The sequence below is a fragment of the Dorea amylophila genome, assembly GCF_025567265.1.
Classification (GTDB): domain Bacteria; phylum Bacillota; class Clostridia; order Lachnospirales; family Lachnospiraceae; genus Dorea_A; species Dorea_A amylophila.
Genome location: NZ_JAOQJW010000002.1, coordinates 101,609 through 117,853 on the forward strand (window position 1 = coordinate 101,609; position 16,245 = coordinate 117,853).

General features: G+C 42.5%; 15 protein-coding genes. 11 read left to right on the plus strand and 4 right to left on the minus strand.

Annotation, left to right across the window (positions count from 1 at the left end):
• Positions 1-10: 10 nt before the first annotated feature.
• Complete coding sequence (hpf, locus tag OCV72_RS01610; RefSeq protein ID WP_006426234.1) at positions 11-547, minus strand: ribosome hibernation-promoting factor, HPF/YfiA family; 537 nt, start codon at positions 545-547, stop codon at positions 11-13.
• 134 nt (positions 548-681) lie between these two features.
• Positions 682-1,293, minus strand: coding sequence for a hypothetical protein (locus OCV72_RS01615; protein ID WP_022415036.1), 612 nt, complete (start codon positions 1,291-1,293; stop codon positions 682-684).
• A gap of 98 nt (positions 1,294-1,391) precedes the next feature.
• On the opposite strand from OCV72_RS01615, the gene OCV72_RS01620 reads away from it, so the two are divergent.
• Complete coding sequence (locus tag OCV72_RS01620) at positions 1,392-1,547, plus strand: hypothetical protein (RefSeq protein ID WP_006426232.1); 156 nt, start codon at positions 1,392-1,394, stop codon at positions 1,545-1,547.
• 17 nt (positions 1,548-1,564) lie between these two features.
• Here the strand turns inward: OCV72_RS01620 and typA are convergent, their stop codons facing one another.
• Positions 1,565-3,388, minus strand: a complete 1,824-nt coding sequence (typA, locus tag OCV72_RS01625; protein WP_055281418.1) for a translational GTPase TypA — start codon at positions 3,386-3,388, stop codon at positions 1,565-1,567.
• Positions 3,389-3,545: 157 nt separating this feature from the next.
• Between typA and OCV72_RS01630 the strand changes: the two genes are divergently transcribed.
• From OCV72_RS01630 to OCV72_RS01675, 10 genes are all read left to right on the plus strand, one after another.
• Positions 3,546-4,181 (plus strand): single-stranded DNA-binding protein, encoded by a 636-nt coding sequence (locus tag OCV72_RS01630; protein WP_028088254.1) that lies wholly within the window; start codon positions 3,546-3,548, stop codon positions 4,179-4,181.
• Between the two features lie 90 nt (positions 4,182-4,271).
• Positions 4,272-5,162, plus strand: coding sequence for a 4-hydroxy-tetrahydrodipicolinate synthase (gene dapA, locus OCV72_RS01635; RefSeq protein ID WP_028088255.1), 891 nt, complete (start codon positions 4,272-4,274; stop codon positions 5,160-5,162).
• A 93-nt stretch (positions 5,163-5,255) separates the two neighbouring features.
• Positions 5,256-6,014 (plus strand): 4-hydroxy-tetrahydrodipicolinate reductase, encoded by a 759-nt coding sequence (gene dapB / locus OCV72_RS01640; protein WP_055281420.1) that lies wholly within the window; start codon positions 5,256-5,258, stop codon positions 6,012-6,014.
• A gap of 124 nt (positions 6,015-6,138) precedes the next feature.
• Positions 6,139-8,091: a fructose-1,6-bisphosphatase gene (locus OCV72_RS01645; RefSeq protein WP_055281422.1), complete on the plus strand. Its 1,953-nt coding sequence runs from the start codon at positions 6,139-6,141 to the stop codon at positions 8,089-8,091.
• Between the two features lie 126 nt (positions 8,092-8,217).
• Positions 8,218-8,436, plus strand: coding sequence for a hypothetical protein (locus OCV72_RS01650; RefSeq protein ID WP_055281424.1), 219 nt, complete (start codon positions 8,218-8,220; stop codon positions 8,434-8,436).
• Between the two features lie 178 nt (positions 8,437-8,614).
• Positions 8,615-9,382: a phosphoribosylformimino-5-aminoimidazole carboxamide ribotide isomerase gene (hisA, locus tag OCV72_RS01655; RefSeq protein WP_055281426.1), complete on the plus strand. Its 768-nt coding sequence runs from the start codon at positions 8,615-8,617 to the stop codon at positions 9,380-9,382.
• A gap of 157 nt (positions 9,383-9,539) precedes the next feature.
• Complete coding sequence (secA, locus tag OCV72_RS01660) at positions 9,540-12,107, plus strand: preprotein translocase subunit SecA (RefSeq protein ID WP_055281428.1); 2,568 nt, start codon at positions 9,540-9,542, stop codon at positions 12,105-12,107.
• A 96-nt stretch (positions 12,108-12,203) separates the two neighbouring features.
• A protein-coding gene (gene prfB, locus OCV72_RS01665; protein ID WP_117597141.1) for a peptide chain release factor 2 occupies positions 12,204-13,311 on the plus strand; the annotation gives its coding sequence in 2 pieces (ribosomal slippage) (positions 12,204-12,278 and positions 12,280-13,311; 1,107 coding nt in all).
• Between the two features lie 13 nt (positions 13,312-13,324).
• A complete protein-coding gene (locus tag OCV72_RS01670) occupies positions 13,325-14,548 on the plus strand; it encodes a homoserine dehydrogenase (RefSeq protein WP_055281432.1) in 1,224 nt (407 codons plus the stop codon).
• 27 nt (positions 14,549-14,575) lie between these two features.
• The gene (locus tag OCV72_RS01675) at positions 14,576-15,784 is read left to right on the plus strand and encodes an aspartate kinase (protein WP_055281434.1); all 1,209 of its coding nucleotides are present in this window, start codon (positions 14,576-14,578) and stop codon (positions 15,782-15,784) included.
• Positions 15,785-15,812: 28 nt separating this feature from the next.
• Here the strand turns inward: OCV72_RS01675 and OCV72_RS01680 are convergent, their stop codons facing one another.
• Complete coding sequence (locus tag OCV72_RS01680; RefSeq protein ID WP_055281436.1) at positions 15,813-16,220, minus strand: helix-turn-helix domain-containing protein; 408 nt, start codon at positions 16,218-16,220, stop codon at positions 15,813-15,815.
• Between the last annotated feature and the right edge of the window lie 25 nt (positions 16,221-16,245).

Consider the following 16,245-nt stretch of genomic DNA (forward strand, 5'->3'; position numbering starts at 1 on the left):
ATATGGAATTTTAAGAAAATTCTGGTTCGATCAATCCAAATGTTCCGTTCTTACGTCTATATACAACATTTACCTCGTCAGACTCTGCGTTACAGAATACATAAAAATCATGTCCAAGAAGTTCCATCTGTACACATGCATCTTCCGGATACATAGGTTTAAATCCGAATTTTTTGGTACGTACGATTTTAATCTCGCCGTCATCTTCAATATTATCTTCGGCGTCAAAGAATTCCTGTTTGAAGTTACCGCCTTCCTGTTCACGTGCTACCAGTTTATTTTTATATTTACGAAGTTGACGTTCGATGACTTCTTCTACAAGATCAATCGATACATACATATCAGAACTTTCCTGTTCGGAACGAACTAGACCACCCTTTACAGGAATTGTTACTTCAATTTTCTGATGTCCTTTCTGTACACTTAAGGTTACGTGAATCTCTGTATTCGGAGTAAAGTACCTTCCTAACTTTCCTAACTTGCTTTCTACGGCCTCTCTTAAGCCTGGTGTTACATCGATGTTCTTTCCAATAATAATAAATTTCATGATGCCCAACTCCTTTGCGACATAATTTCAAATAATTGCACGTTATACAATCATCAAATAAATGAATTATAATCTGACAATTGTTACTCGAACCGGCAATCTATCTGATATGTGTAGTATAACATGTTTGGCCGCTAATGTATAGCACGAATTACCTGAATTCTTGAAATTTTTCCATCATGAAGTTTGGCAACCCGCAGACCGCAATCGTGGAAGTAATAACATGCACCAACACGGGGCGTGATATTCTGTTCTTCGAGATGCCGCAGCAGTACATTGGAAAGGGTATCATCTGCTTCATGCGGAATGCTCACGCTGAGAATCTTGTTGACAACTTTAGCCTTGGTTGAAGCACGGAATACCGTTTCGTCTGCTATGTCGAATTCTGAGAATAAGAATTTTCTGGTTGCAAATAAGACTGCGATGGAACAGACGCCGATCAGACTGCTGTAGATGGAAGTGTGGTCCATAATGATGTGTCTTGCAATCGCAAAAAGCAGAACCTCAAATACGGTACTCGGAGAGTGCGAATACATCATACGGATCAATTCGACACCGATGATCAGATTAAAACAAACCTCGAGAAGATCATCGTAATTCGGATAGGTGTTCAGATTCGGAATATACTGAAGTGAACATACCATACGAAGGCAAAGCAGTATGATACCGATCGCAAGCATAAATGCAATCACATATTCCAGAATTGCGGCCACCTGTTTGAGAAGGTGAGAAATCAGTTCTTTCATTCGTGGATTCCTTTCTTTTATATAGATTTTCGCTGTAATTCCAGTATAAGTGAAAAAAAGATATTTGCCAATATCCCAAAGAAAGATATCATATCAAAATGAAGAACAATGGAGAAGGAAAATTTTTAGTAATGTGTGCTGCAGATGAGAACAAAAAAGCGGCAGAAAATAAAATATATAAATTGTCAGGTTTTCGTGAACAAAAACTGTTTTATATATTTTATTTTCTGCCGCTTTCGTGCGGTCAGTTATAACCGTAAATGTTTATTCATTAGCGATTTACACGTTTTCTCATCTTAGGATCCAGAATCTTTTTACGAATACGGAGTGATTCCGGAGTAACCTCCAGAAGTTCATCTGTATCGATGAAGTCGATTGCCTGCTCCAGACTGAGGACCGTCGGAGGTGTCAGACGAAGTGCATCATCTGCGCTGGAAGAACGAGTATTGGTAAGATGCTTGGTCTTACATACATTTACTTCGATATCATCTGTTTTTGCATTTTCACCGATGACCATACCGGAATAAACTTTTTCACCGGCACCGATGAAGAGTGTTCCACGCTCCTGAGCACTGTACAGACCATAAGTTACAGACTCACCGGTCTCGTATGCAATCAGAGATCCCTGTTTACGATACTGGATATCTCCCTTATATGGAGCGTATCCGTCGAATGCAGTGTTCATGATACCATTTCCCTTTGTGTCTGTCAGGAAATCACCACGGTAACCGATCAGACCACGGGATGGAATACGGAACTCAAGACGTGTATATCCACCATTGGCAGCACCCATTGTCTGTAATTCACCTTTTCTCTGGCTCAGTTTATCAATAACGACACCAGTGTATTCATCAGGTACATCAATGTAAGCAATCTCCATTGGCTCAAGAAGTTTACCATTCTCGTCTTTGTGATACAGAACCTCAGCTTTGCTGACTGCGAATTCATATCCTTCACGTCTCATATTCTCGATTAGAACGGAAAGGTGAAGTTCACCACGTCCGGATACTTTGAATGCGTCCATGTTGTCGGTATCTTCAACACGAAGGCTGACATCTGTGTTCAGTTCGCGCATCAGACGATCACGTAAGTGACGGGAAGTTACATATTTTCCTTCCTGTCCGGCAAACGGACTGTCATTTACAACGAAATCCATAGAGATTGTTGGTTCAGAAATCTTCTGGAACGGAATTGGTGTCGGATTTTCAGGTGAGCAGAGTGTATCACCGATGGAAATGTCAGAGATACCTGAAATTGCCACGATTGCACCGATAGATGCTTCTTTTACTTCTACTTTCTGCAGACCGTCAAATTCATATAATTTACTGATCTTAACTTTCTTCTGTTTGTCAGGATCATGATGGTTGACAACAACCATGTCCTGGTTAACTGCGATCGTACCGTTATCTACTTTACCAACACCGATACGTCCAACATATTCATTATAGTCGATCGTACTGATCAGAACCTGAGTCGGAGCTTCCGGATCACCTTCTGGTGCAGGAATATAATCCAGAATGGTCTCAAACAGAGGCTTCATGTCTTTCATTTCATCCGAAATCTCAAGTGCAGCCACACCATTCTTAGCGGATGCGTATACGAATGGGCAGTCTAACTGTTCATCAGAAGCACCAAGGTCAATGAGCAGTTCCAGAACTTCATCGATAACTTCTTCGGCTCTTGCTTCCGGACGGTCAATCTTATTGATACATACGATGACCGGAAGTTTTAACTCCATTGCCTTGCGGAGTACAAATTTGGTCTGCGGCATAGCACCCTCAAACGCATCAACAACGAGGATAACACCATTAACCATTTTAAGGACACGTTCTACTTCGCCGCCGAAATCAGCATGTCCCGGAGTATCTATAATATTGATTTTTACACCGTTATAGGTGACGGCAGTATTCTTGGAGAGGATCGTGATTCCACGTTCTCTTTCGATATCGTTAGAGTCCATGACACGTTCTGCTACTTCCTGATTTTCACGGAATACACCGCTTTGCTTTAATAATTCATCTACTAATGTTGTCTTACCATGGTCAACATGGGCAATAATCGCGATATTACGTACATCTTCACGTTTTGTCTTCATTACGAATCTTCCTTTTCTCTACCTATTATTATCTGCAACCACATTAGTTTATCACATTTTTTGAAATTTACAAGTATTTAGTTCTAAAATGCTGATTTGGTTCATAGACTTTGTAATGACTTAAAATACGATCCAGAGGAAGGGAGATTACAAAATTATGTCAGATAAGATGATTGAGAACAACCAGGTAACTATGATGGGAGAAATCGTATCCCCGTTTTTATTCAGCCATGAAGTATTCGGAGAAGGCTTTTATATGGTAGAAGTGGATGTGAAAAGACTCAGTAATTCCAAAGACAGGATACCGCTGATGATTTCAGAACGTCTGATAGATGTTTCGAAAGATTATACAGGGGAATTTATTATGGTAAACGGACAATTCCGGTCTTACAACAGGCACGAAGAGATGAAAAACAGATTGATTCTTTCTGTTTTTGTCAGAGAACTCTTTTTTATTGAAGAAGAGCTTGACGGGGCAAAGACGAATCAAATCTTACTGGATGGATATATCTGTAAACAGCCGGTATATAGAAAAACACCGCTGGGAAGGGAAATCGCAGATCTGTTGCTGGCAGTGAACAGACCGTACGGGAAATCCGATTACATTCCATGTATCTGCTGGGGAAGGAATGCCAGATTCGCTTCTGCATTTGAAGTTGGGGAGCACGTGCAGGTGGTTGGAAGAATTCAGAGCCGTGAATATACGAAGAAGATCACAGAAACAGAAACACAGAAAAGAGTTGCCTACGAGGTATCGGTCAGCAAGCTGGAATGTATGGATGAGCCGGTGTAAAGGATGAATTTTCGATAAGGGTTCGGATTGACATCATATTTAATTGATGATAGAATTTCATTAGATTATATGAAAGTCAGGAGGATCACTATGGCTATTTTTACAGGAGCCGGCGTGGCAATAGTCACACCATTTAATGAAGATGGAAGTATTAACTATGACAGACTTGATGAGTTGATCGAGTTTCATTGTGCACATAAAACAGACAGTATTGTAATCTGTGGTACAACAGGAGAGTCTGCTACCATGACAGAAGAAGAACACATGCAGTGTGTGAAATTTACAATCGACCGTGTGAATAAGAGAGTTCCGGTTATCGCGGGAACAGGTTCCAATTGTACACGTACTGCAATAGACATGTCAAAAGAAGCTTCCGAGTATGGAGCAGACGGTCTGCTTCTAGTTACACCTTATTACAATAAAGCAACACAGAACGGACTTATCGGACATTTCAGTGCGGTAGCAAAAGAAGTGACAGCACCGATCATTATGTACAGTGTTGCCAGCAGAACAGGCTGTAATATTGAACCTGCAACAGTTGCAAGACTGGTAAAAGATGTAGATAATATCGTGGGTATCAAAGAAGCATCAGGAAATATCTCACAGGTTGCAAAGATCATGAACCTGACAGACGGTAATGTTGACCTCTATTCAGGAAATGATGATCAGATCGTGCCGGTATTATCACTTGGAGGAAAAGGTGTGATCTCTGTACTGTCGAATGTGGCACCGGATGCAGCACATGACATTTGTGAGAAGTATTTTGAAGGGGATGTGAAAGGAAGTGCAGAACTTCAGCTGAAGGCACTCCCTCTGATCGATCAGTTATTCTGTGAAGTGAATCCAATCCCGGTTAAGAAAGCAATGCAGTTGATGGGAATCGACTGTGGCCCGCTTCGCATGCCGCTTACAGAGATATCCCCTGAACATGAGAAGAATCTTGCTCAGGCAATGAAAGATTTCGGTATTCAGTTAGTATAATAAAAAGACAGAAGGATATCATACGTCTATGGTATCCTTTGTTTTTACCGGCATACGCCCGGAAGAAGCATGTATACAGAGGAGGACAAGAATATGGTAAAAGCAATTATGCATGGATGTAACGGACATATGGGACGTGTTATTACAGATATTATCAAGAACACAGAAGGAATTGAACTTGTAGCAGGTATTGATAAATACACCAAAGTGCCAAATGAGTACCCTGTATTTGAGAACATTGGTGCGTGCGATGTGGAAGCGGACGTTATCATTGATTTTTCGAATGCAGCGGCAGCAGATGAATTGTTGGGTTATTGCGTGGAGAAGCAGGTGCCGGTCGTACTTTGTACAACAGGACTTTCAGAAGAGCAACTTGCAAAGGTGGAAGAATCTGCAAAGAAAGTTGCAGTTTTAAAATCTGCAAATATGTCACTTGGAATCAACCTGCTTCTGAAGATTCTGCAGGATGCTACTAAGGTACTTTCACCGGCAGGATATGATATCGAACTGGTAGAGAAGCACCATAATCAGAAGCTGGATGCACCAAGCGGTACTGCACTTGCACTGGCTGATTCTATCAATGAAGCAGCGGATAATCAGTATCATTATGTATATGATAGAAGCCAGGTGCGCCAGAAACGCGACGGAAAAGAAATCGGAATTTCAGCTGTACGCGGAGGAACGATCGTTGGAGATCATGAGGTGCTTTTTGCAGGGCAGGATGAAGTGATCGAGTTCAAACATACAGCGTATTCCAAAGCGGTATTTGGAAAAGGAGCAGTGGAGGCTGCAAAGTTCCTGGCAGGAAAACCGGCCGGAAGATATGATATGTCAGATGTGATCCAGTTCTAAAATGTGATATGATATAAGATATTGGAATCTAAAGTCCCATCTATGATGCCTGTGGATTGTTCTGTGCTTTGAGCTCACACAATCCCGGCATCTTAAAAAATAAAGGGGAGACCGGGAGGTAATTATGAGACAATTGGAGGAACGTTATCTGGAAAGACTTTCTCAACTGTATCCGACCATCGCCAAAGCTTCTACAGAGATCATCAATCTGCAGGCAATCTTAAATCTGCCAAAGGGTACAGAACATTTTCTGACGGACATTCATGGGGAATACGAGGCATTCGCACATGTTTTAAAGAATGGCTCTGGTTCTGTGCGCCGTAAAATTGATGATGTATTCGGTAATACTTTGAGTAGCAGGGACAAACAGACGCTTGCTACTCTTATTTATTATCCGAAAGAGAAGATGGACCGGATTAAGAAGACGGAAAAGAATATGGAAGACTGGTATAAGATCACACTATATCGCCTGATCGAAATCTGCAAAAGAACCGCCAGCAAGTATACCAGATCAAAGGTCAGAAAAGCATTGCCCGCAGATTTTGCATATGTGATTGAAGAGCTGATCACGGAGAAAAAGGATATGACGGATAAAGAGTCTTACTATAATGCAATCGTAAGCACGATCATCCGCATCGGAAGGGCAGAAAAATTTATTATTGCCATGAGTGAACTGATCCAACGGCTGACGGTAGACCATCTGCATATTGTGGGGGATATTTATGACAGAGGACCGGGACCGCATATTATCATGGACAAGCTGATGGACTATCATTCGGTAGATATCCAGTGGGGCAACCATGATGTCCTGTGGATGGGTGCGGCAGCCGGGCAGAGAGGATGTATTGCCAATGTGATCCGTATCTGTGCGAGATATGGAAATCTGGACATTCTGGAAGAAGGATATGGAATCAATCTGCTTCCGCTGGCAACATTTGCCATGAATACATATCGGGATGATCCGTGCGAATGTTTCAAATTAAAAGGCAGTCCGAATTACAGTGCAAGTGAGATGCTGCTGGATGTGAAGATGCACAAAGCGATTTCGGTGATCCAGTTCAAGGTAGAAGGGCAGATTATCAAGAAAAATCCGGGATTTAAACTGGATAAACGCAATCTCCTGCATCATATTGACTATGAAAAGGGTACAATTGAACTGGATGGGAAAGAATATAAAATGCTGGATTCGAATTTTCCGACAATTGACCCGAAAAAGCCATATGCACTTACCAAAGAAGAAGAGGATATTATGGAGCGTTTGGAAAGGGCATTTGAAAACTGTGAAAAATTACAGAGCCATATGCATTTCCTGTTGAACAAAGGCGGATTATATAAAGTGTATAATGGAAATCTGTTATATCATGGCTGTGTACCATTAAAAGAAGATGGCAATCTGAAGAGTGTGAGGATTTTCGGTCATACATATAAGGGGAAAGGTCTCTATGAAGTCCTTGAAAGTTATGTAAGAAAAGGATTCTATGCTATGGATTCTAAGGAAAAAGAACGTGGAAAAGACATTATGTGGTATATCTGGCTGAGCGAGAATTCACCACTGTTCGGTAAAGACAAGATGGCGACGTTCGAACGTTATTTCCTGGCAGAAAAAGAGACACATAAAGAGAAGAAAAATCCATATTATCTGTTGCTGGAAGATGAAAAGGTAATCTGCCATATACTGAAAGAATTCGGACTGGAAAATGAAGATGCGCATATTATCAACGGTCATGTACCGGTAAAATGCAAAGATGGGGAAAAACCGATCAAGTGCGGCGGAAAAGTTCTGGTGATCGATGGTGGATTTTCGAGAGCGTATCAGAAAGAAACAGGTATTGCAGGATATACATTGATTTACAATTCTTATGGACTGATCCTGGCTGCGCATGAGCCGTTTGAATCTACAGAAGCGGCCATTGAGAAGGAAAGTGATATACATTCAGACAGTACCGTAGTTAAACGGACATTGGAACGTAAAAAAGTGGAAGATACCGATGTGGGAAGACATTTGAAAGAACAGATCGCAGATCTGGAAGTGCTCCTTGCAGCATACAGAAGTGGTGTGATAGCAGAGAGACTGTAGAAATGTAAAAAAATACCAGTATCAGCAGCATACGGATTTTGTATATATTTTCAAAAAATGCAGATATTACTGATGACAGGTAATACTTGATGGCAGATGAAAAATATACGAAAGGAAGATTGTACAATGAAACAATGGAAAAAAATGCTGCTGATATTAATGTGTGCAGGAGCAATGTCGGGGCTGACCGGCTGTGGAAATAATACAAATGATACAGATGATAACGCAGTAAATGAAGTGGAAGATGGTGTAGAAGACGGTGTGGATGATATCGTAGATGATCTGGATCCGGACGATACGGAAAAAAACGATACAGGAAAAAATGATACGGATAATACCAGATAGGAAAAGGGACACCTGATTGCTGCAAGGTAAGACAAAAAGTACAAAACAAGGATGCCGGGGTGAAGGAAAAATATCCTTCCGGCATCCTTCGTTGTTGTCCGGGGCATTCGCGGCAAACTGGACGGCTGTACTTTAGTGTGGTAAAATGGTTGAAAACGCAAAAAGGAGATAAACATTTATGAAATTCAGACCATGCATTGATATACATAACGGAAAAGTAAAACAGATTGTCGGAGGGAGCCTTCGGGATCAGGGAGACCAGGCGGAAGAGAATTTCGCGGCAGATCAGGGAGCCGATTATTTTGCGGAAATGTATAAAAAAGACGGACTGAAAGGGGGACATGTCATTCTCCTGAATCCGGCATCGTCGGAATATTACGGACAGACAAAAAAACAGGCATTAAAGGCATTGCATGCGTATCCGGGAGGATTACAGATCGGAGGCGGAATTACGGCAGACAATGCTTCGGAATATATCCGGGCAGGAGCAAGCCATGTGATCGTGACTTCTTATGTATTCAAAAATGGTGAAATCTACTGGGATAATCTGAAAAAATTATGTATGGCAGTGGGAAAAGAACATGTGGTTCTGGATCTGAGCTGCAGGAAGAAGGACGGAAGATATTATATCGTAACTGACCGCTGGCAGACATTTACCAATGTGGAGCTTGGAACGGAGATCCTTGGCAGACTGTCCGGCTATTGCGATGAATTTTTAGTACATGGTGTGGATGTGGAGGGGAAAGCTTCCGGAATAGAACAGGAGCTGATAAATATCCTGAAGCAGGCAGACATTCCGGTGACTTATGCAGGAGGTATCGGAAGTATGGAGGATCTGGAACAGATACGCAGAACCGGAAACGGAAAGGTTGATTTTACGATTGGAAGTGCGCTTGATCTCTTTGGTGGCAGGATTCCGTATGAAGTGATAAAAGAATATCATTAATGTGCCATGCGGAATCAAAAAGTAATCCCCTATAAACAGGTCGTAAATAAAGTGTTAACACTTTATAAATCAGTTGAATTGAGGTATGGATAGTGATAAAATAATGGATAAAGTGGTCGTTTCGCGACCTTAAAGAGAAATAAGGAGTATACATCGAATGAATATTATACAGAAAATATTTGGAACTCACAGTCAGAATGAGTTGAAAAGAGTATATCCGATCGCAGATGCGGTTATGGCACTGGATGAAGATATGCAGCGGCTTTCAGATGAAGAATTGAAAGCAAAGACAAAAGAATTTAAGGACCGTCTGGAAAATGGCGAGACTTTAGATGATATTCTCCCGGAGGCTTATGCAGTAGTGAGAGAAGCGGCAAGCCGTGTGTTGGGAATGAAGCATTACCGCGTACAGATCATCGGTGGAATCATCCTGCATCAGGGTCGTATTGCAGAGATGAAAACCGGTGAAGGTAAGACACTGGTCGCAACTCTGCCGTCATATCTGAATGCACTGGAAGGAAAAGGCGTACATGTTGTAACTGTCAATGATTATCTGGCAAAACGTGATGCAGAATGGATGGGACAGGTACATGAATTCCTCGGACTGACTGTAGGTGTGGTACTGAACAGCATGGATAATGATGAGAGACGTGCCGCATATGATTGTGACATCACATATGTGACAAATAACGAACTCGGATTTGATTATCTGAGAGATAACATGGTTATTTATAAAGAACAGCTTGTGCAGAGAGGGTTGAACTATGCACTGATCGATGAGGTCGATTCCGTACTGATCGATGAGGCGAGGACACCACTTATCATTTCCGGACAGAGCGAGAAATCTACAAAGCTTTACGAAGCATGTGATATACTTGCACGTCAGCTGGAACGTGGTGAGGCAAGCGGAGAATTCACCAAGATGAATGCCATCATGGGTGAGGACATTGAAGAAACAGGAGATTTCATTGTTAATGAAAAGGAGAAGAATATCAACCTTACCGAAGATGGTGTAAAGAAAGTTGAAAAGTTCTTCCATATCGATAACCTTGCAGATTCGGATAATCTGGAGATTCAGCACAATATTATTCTTGCATTACGTGCACACAATCTGATGTTCCGTGACAAGGATTATGTAGTAAAAGATGATGAAGTGCTGATCGTGGATGAATTTACCGGACGTATCATGCCGGGACGCCGTTATTCGGACGGACTGCATCAGGCAATCGAAGCAAAAGAACATGTAAAGGTTAAGCGGGAAAGCAAGACCCTGGCAACTATTACGTTCCAGAATCTGTTCAATAAATATACGAAAAAGTCAGGTATGACAGGTACAGCTCTGACAGAAGAAAAAGAATTTCGTGAAATTTACGGAATGGATGTTATTGAGATTCCGACAAACGTGCCTGTAAAGCGTCAGGATCTGGAAGATGCAGTGTATAAGACACAGAAAGAAAAGTTCAGAGCTGTGTGCGATGCAATTGAAGAGGCACACGCAAAACACCAGCCGGTACTGGTTGGTACGATCACGATCGACAATTCGGAACTGTTAAGTGGTATGTTAAAGCGCCGCGGCATCAAACACAACGTACTGAATGCCAAGTTCCATGAACTGGAAGCTGAAATCGTTGCACAGGCAGGTATCCATGATGCGGTAACCATCGCAACAAACATGGCAGGCCGTGGTACGGATATCAAACTGGATGATGAAGCAAGGGCGGCCGGAGGTCTTAAGATCATCGGAACCGAGCGTCATGAATCCAGACGTATCGATAACCAGCTGCGTGGACGTTCCGGACGTCAGGGGGATCCGGGAGAATCCAGATTCTACATTTCCCTGGAAGATGATCTGATGAGACTGTTCGGATCGGAAAGACTGATGAATGTGTTCAATACACTGGGGGTGGAAGACGGTGAGCAGATCGAGCACAAGATGCTTTCCAGTGCGATTGAAAAAGCACAGGAAAAGATCGAGAGCAACAACTTCGGAATCCGTAAAAATCTGCTGGAATATGACCAGGTAATGAACGAACAGAGAGAGATTATTTACGAAGAAAGACGCCATGTGCTGGATGGAGATAACATGCGCGATTCTATCTTCCACATGATGAATGATTATGTGGAAAATGCGGTAGACATGGTGACCAGTCCGGATCAGGATTATGATGAGTGGAATCTGACAGAATTGAATCTGACGATCCGGAATACGATTCCGATGGAAGTGATCACGGAAGAAGATGTCAAAGATATCAGTCAGACGGAACTGAAGCATATGCTGAAAGAACGTGCGGCAAAGGTTTACGAGGCGAAAGAATCAGAATTTCCGGAGCCGGAGCATATGCGTGAGATTGAGCGTGTCGTTCTCTTGAAAGTGATCGACGCAAAATGGATGGATCATATCGATGATATGGATCAGCTGCGTCAGGGAATCGGTCTTCAGGCTTACGGTCAGAGAGATCCAAAGGTTGAGTACAAGATGATCGGATACGAGATGTTTGATGAGATGACAAGAAGCATTGAGGAAGATACGGTACGTACGATCCTGCATGTCAAACTGGAACAGAAGGTAGAAAGAGAACAGGTTGCAAAAGTAACCGGAACGAATAAGGATGATACAGGAGTACGTGAGCCGAAGAAACGTGCCGAAAAGAAAGTATATCCAAACGATCCATGCCCGTGTGGAAGCGGAAAGAAATACAAACAGTGCTGCGGACGGAAGAATTAATTTCAGAATGCAGACGTATATGATATGAGATGACGGCGGCAGGGCTAACCCGGCTGCCGGATAAAGAAGAATATAAGAAAAGAAAGAGGTGGAAATGTGGTTGAATTAGATCAGTTCAAAACAATAATGAACGCTTATGAAGAACCTCTTGCCGAAATGAGGGATTCACTTTGACGTTGCAGGGAAAGAGCGGAGAATCGAAGAACTGGAACGAAAGATAGAAGAACCTGGATTCTGGGATAATCCGGAAGAATCACAGGAACTAATGAAAGAATTGAAGAATCTGAAAGAACTTGTGGAGACAATCCATAATCTCTACAGTTCTTATGAAGATATCGGTCTTTTGATCGAGATGGGATATGAAGATGAAGATCCGGAGATGGTAAAAGAACTGGAGGAAGAGATCCATACATTTGAAGAAGTGTTTGAAAAGCTGAAGATCCAGACACTGTTGTCAGGCGAATATGATTCCTGCAATGCGATCATGACGATACATGCCGGAGCCGGCGGAACAGAATCCTGTGACTGGGCAGGTATGCTTTATCGTATGTACAGCCGGTGGGCAGAGAGAAAGGGATTCACACTTCAGGTGCTGGATTTCCTGGACGGAGATATCGCCGGAATTAAAGCAGTTACATTTGAAGTGAATGGTGAGAATGCCTATGGCTATCTGAAATCAGAAAAAGGTGTCCACAGGCTGGTGCGTATTTCACCGTTTAATGCGGCAGGAAAACGCCAGACATCTTTTGCATCGTGCGATGTACTGCCGGATCTGAAAGATGATATCGATATTGAGATTGCAGATGATGATCTGAAGATTGATACATACCGCGCAAGTGGTGCCGGAGGACAGCATGTAAATAAGACGTCTTCCGCAATACGTATTACGCATCTGCCAACCGGAATTGTGGTACAGTGTCAGAATGAACGGTCACAGCATCACAACAAAGAAAAAGCAATGCAGATGTTAAAAGCAAAGCTGCAACTCATGAAAGAGCAGGAGCAGGCTGAAAAAGTATCAGATATCCGGGGTGAAGTGAAAGATATCGGATTTGGCAATCAGATCAGGTCTTATGTTATGCAGCCATATACACTGGTGAAAGACCATCGTACAAATGAGGAAAACAGTAATGTAAATGCCGTAATGGATGGTGATATTGATTCATTTATCAATGCATACCTGAAGAAGATCGCGAACGGCTAAAGGGAGGGAATATATGATCAATATAGCAGTAATGGGCTACGGGACAGTGGGTTCCGGAGTGGTAGAAGTCATCAATACCAACGGGGCACGTATCAATCAGAGAATCGGTGAAGAACTGAATATCAAATATGTGCTGGACATGAAAGATTTCCCGGGAGATCCGGTGCAGGACAAGATCATACATGATTTCGAGACGATCGTATCAGATGAAGAGGTACAGATTGTTGTGGAAGTGATGGGTGGTATCGAACCGGCGTATACATTTGTAAAACGCTGCCTGCAGGCCGGAAAGAGTGTGGCAACATCAAATAAGGCACTGGTGGCAAAGCACGGAGCAGAGCTGCTTTCCATTGCAGCGGAACATAATATTAATTTCCTGTTTGAGGCAAGTGTCGGAGGGGGTATTCCAATCATCCGTCCGCTGAATTCTTCTCTGACTGCAGACGAGATCGAGGAGATCACCGGAATCTTAAACGGAACGACAAATTATATGCTGTCCAAGATGTTTTACGAAGGGGCAGATTATGATACCGTCCTGAAAGAAGCACAGGCAAATGGATATGCGGAAAGAAATCCGGAAGCTGATGTAGAAGGTTACGATGCCTGCAGAAAGATCGCAATCCTGTCATCCCTGATCTCGGGACAGCAGGTCGATTTTGAAGATATCTACTGTGAGGGAATCACAGAGATTACGGTAGAAGATATGAAATATGCAAAGGCAATGGGAACAACGATCAAGCTGCTGGCGTCCAGCAGACGTTATGCGGGCAACAGACTGCATGCGATCGTAGCACCATGTATGTTATATCCGGATCATCCGCTCTACAATGTCAATGATGTATTTAATGCAATCTTTGTGCATGGAAATGTACTGGGAGATGCGATGTTCTATGGAAGCGGGGCGGGAAAACTTCCGACTGCAAGTGCCGTAGTTGCAGATGTGGTAGACGAAGCAAAACATCTGAACCGTAATATTATGACAATGTGGAAAGAAGAAAAGCTCCAACTGGAAGATAAGGCGGATTCCAAGAGAAGATTCTTTGTGAGAATTAAGGGAGATAAAGAAAAACTGATTCCACAGCTGAAAGAATCATACGGAGAGATTGAAGTCGTAAACGTTCCGGAACTGGAAGATGAATTTGGATTCGTAACACCTGTTATGATGGAAGGTGATTATGAGACCAGATCAAAACTTTACAAAGAGCAGATCGTACATATGATCCGTATCCAGGATTAATCAGATTGGTCTGTCACAGGAGGAAACATGTTAATAGTTAAGAAATTTGGCGGCAGTTCTGTTGCCAATAAAGACAGGATATTTAATGTGGCAAAACGCTGCATTGAAGATTACAGGGCCGGACATGACGTGGTGGTTGTACTTTCTGCAATGGGAGATACTACAGATGAACTGATCGCACTGGCGAATACGATCAATCCGGACGCAAAAAAAAGAGAACTGGATATGCTGCTTACTACAGGAGAACAGGTGTCGGTATCCTTGATGGCTATGGCAATGCAGGCACTGGATGTACCTGCTGTATCCCTGAATGCTTTTCAGGTTATGATGCACTCCACATCCCGTTACGGGAATGCCAGATTTAAAAGAGTAGACACCGAACGCATCATGCATGAACTGGATTCCAGAAAGATCGTGATCGTAACCGGATTCCAGGGAGTCAATAAATATGACGATATCACAACACTCGGAAGAGGCGGTTCCGATACAACAGCCGTTGCACTGGCGGCGGTACTTCATGCTGATAAATGCGAAATCTACACAGACGTAGACGGTGTGTTCACCGCAGACCCGAGAGTTGTAAAAACTGCAAAAAAACTGGATGCGGTTACTTATGATGAGATGCTGGAACTTGCAAGCCTCGGCGCAAAAGTTCTTCACAACCGTTCTGTGGAAATGGCAAAAAAATATAATGTGGAATTAGTGGTGCGGTCCAGCCTGAACCGTTCAGAAGGTACCGTAGTCAAGGAGGGTTCAAATATGGAAAAATTACTGGTTACAGGTGTGGCTGCAGATAAAGATACAGTCAGAATCTCTGTTATCGGATTAGAGGATAAGCCGGGGACGGCATTTGCTGTATTTAATACACTGGCTGCAAATAATATTAACGTAGATATCATTCTTCAGTCTGTCGGAAGAGAAGGAACAAAAGACATTTCCTTTACGGTTGCATCTGAGGATCTGCAACATGCGATTGAAGTACTGAATGCGAATAAAGAAAGACTTACGATCCAGGATATCACATGGAATGAAAAGGTTGCAAAGCTTTCCATCGTTGGAGCCGGAATGATGAGTAATCCGGGAGTAGCTGCGAAGATGTTTGAATCATTATACAATTCCAGAGTCAATATCAATATGATCTCCACATCCGAGATCCGTATTACGGTACTGATTCCGGAAGAAGATATTGAAAAAGCAATGAATGCAGTTCATGATGGATTTGGACTGGGAGCCTGAGAAAAAGTCGGGAAAAAAGGAAAGACAATTATTTATCTGAGTGAAGAAAACCGGTAGCGAGTTTACGCTTCTCATCGGAAGAAGAACGGAATGCGAATACAAGATCCACTTCTTCTTCGGTGAGATAGATGTAGTTACCGGTATTTTTTTCGATTCCCTGCATATAAGGAGTAACCGTCTCGCGCATGCCGGAAGGATATTCTGATCCGGGAATAAAATGTTCGGCTTCGAGATCACAGAGGATAAGCTGATCCATAGTAACGTGAAAATGTGCAGCAAAAGAAGCCAGATAACCAAGATCCGGCGTACGTGTACTGGTTTCATAATTGCTGCAGGCCTGACGGCTGATATTGAAGATATCAGCAATATCATCCTGCTTTAGACCAGATATGGTTCTGAGATAGAATAAGTTTTTGGCCAGTTGCAGATTTGCCATGTTAAACCTCCACAAGTTACATATT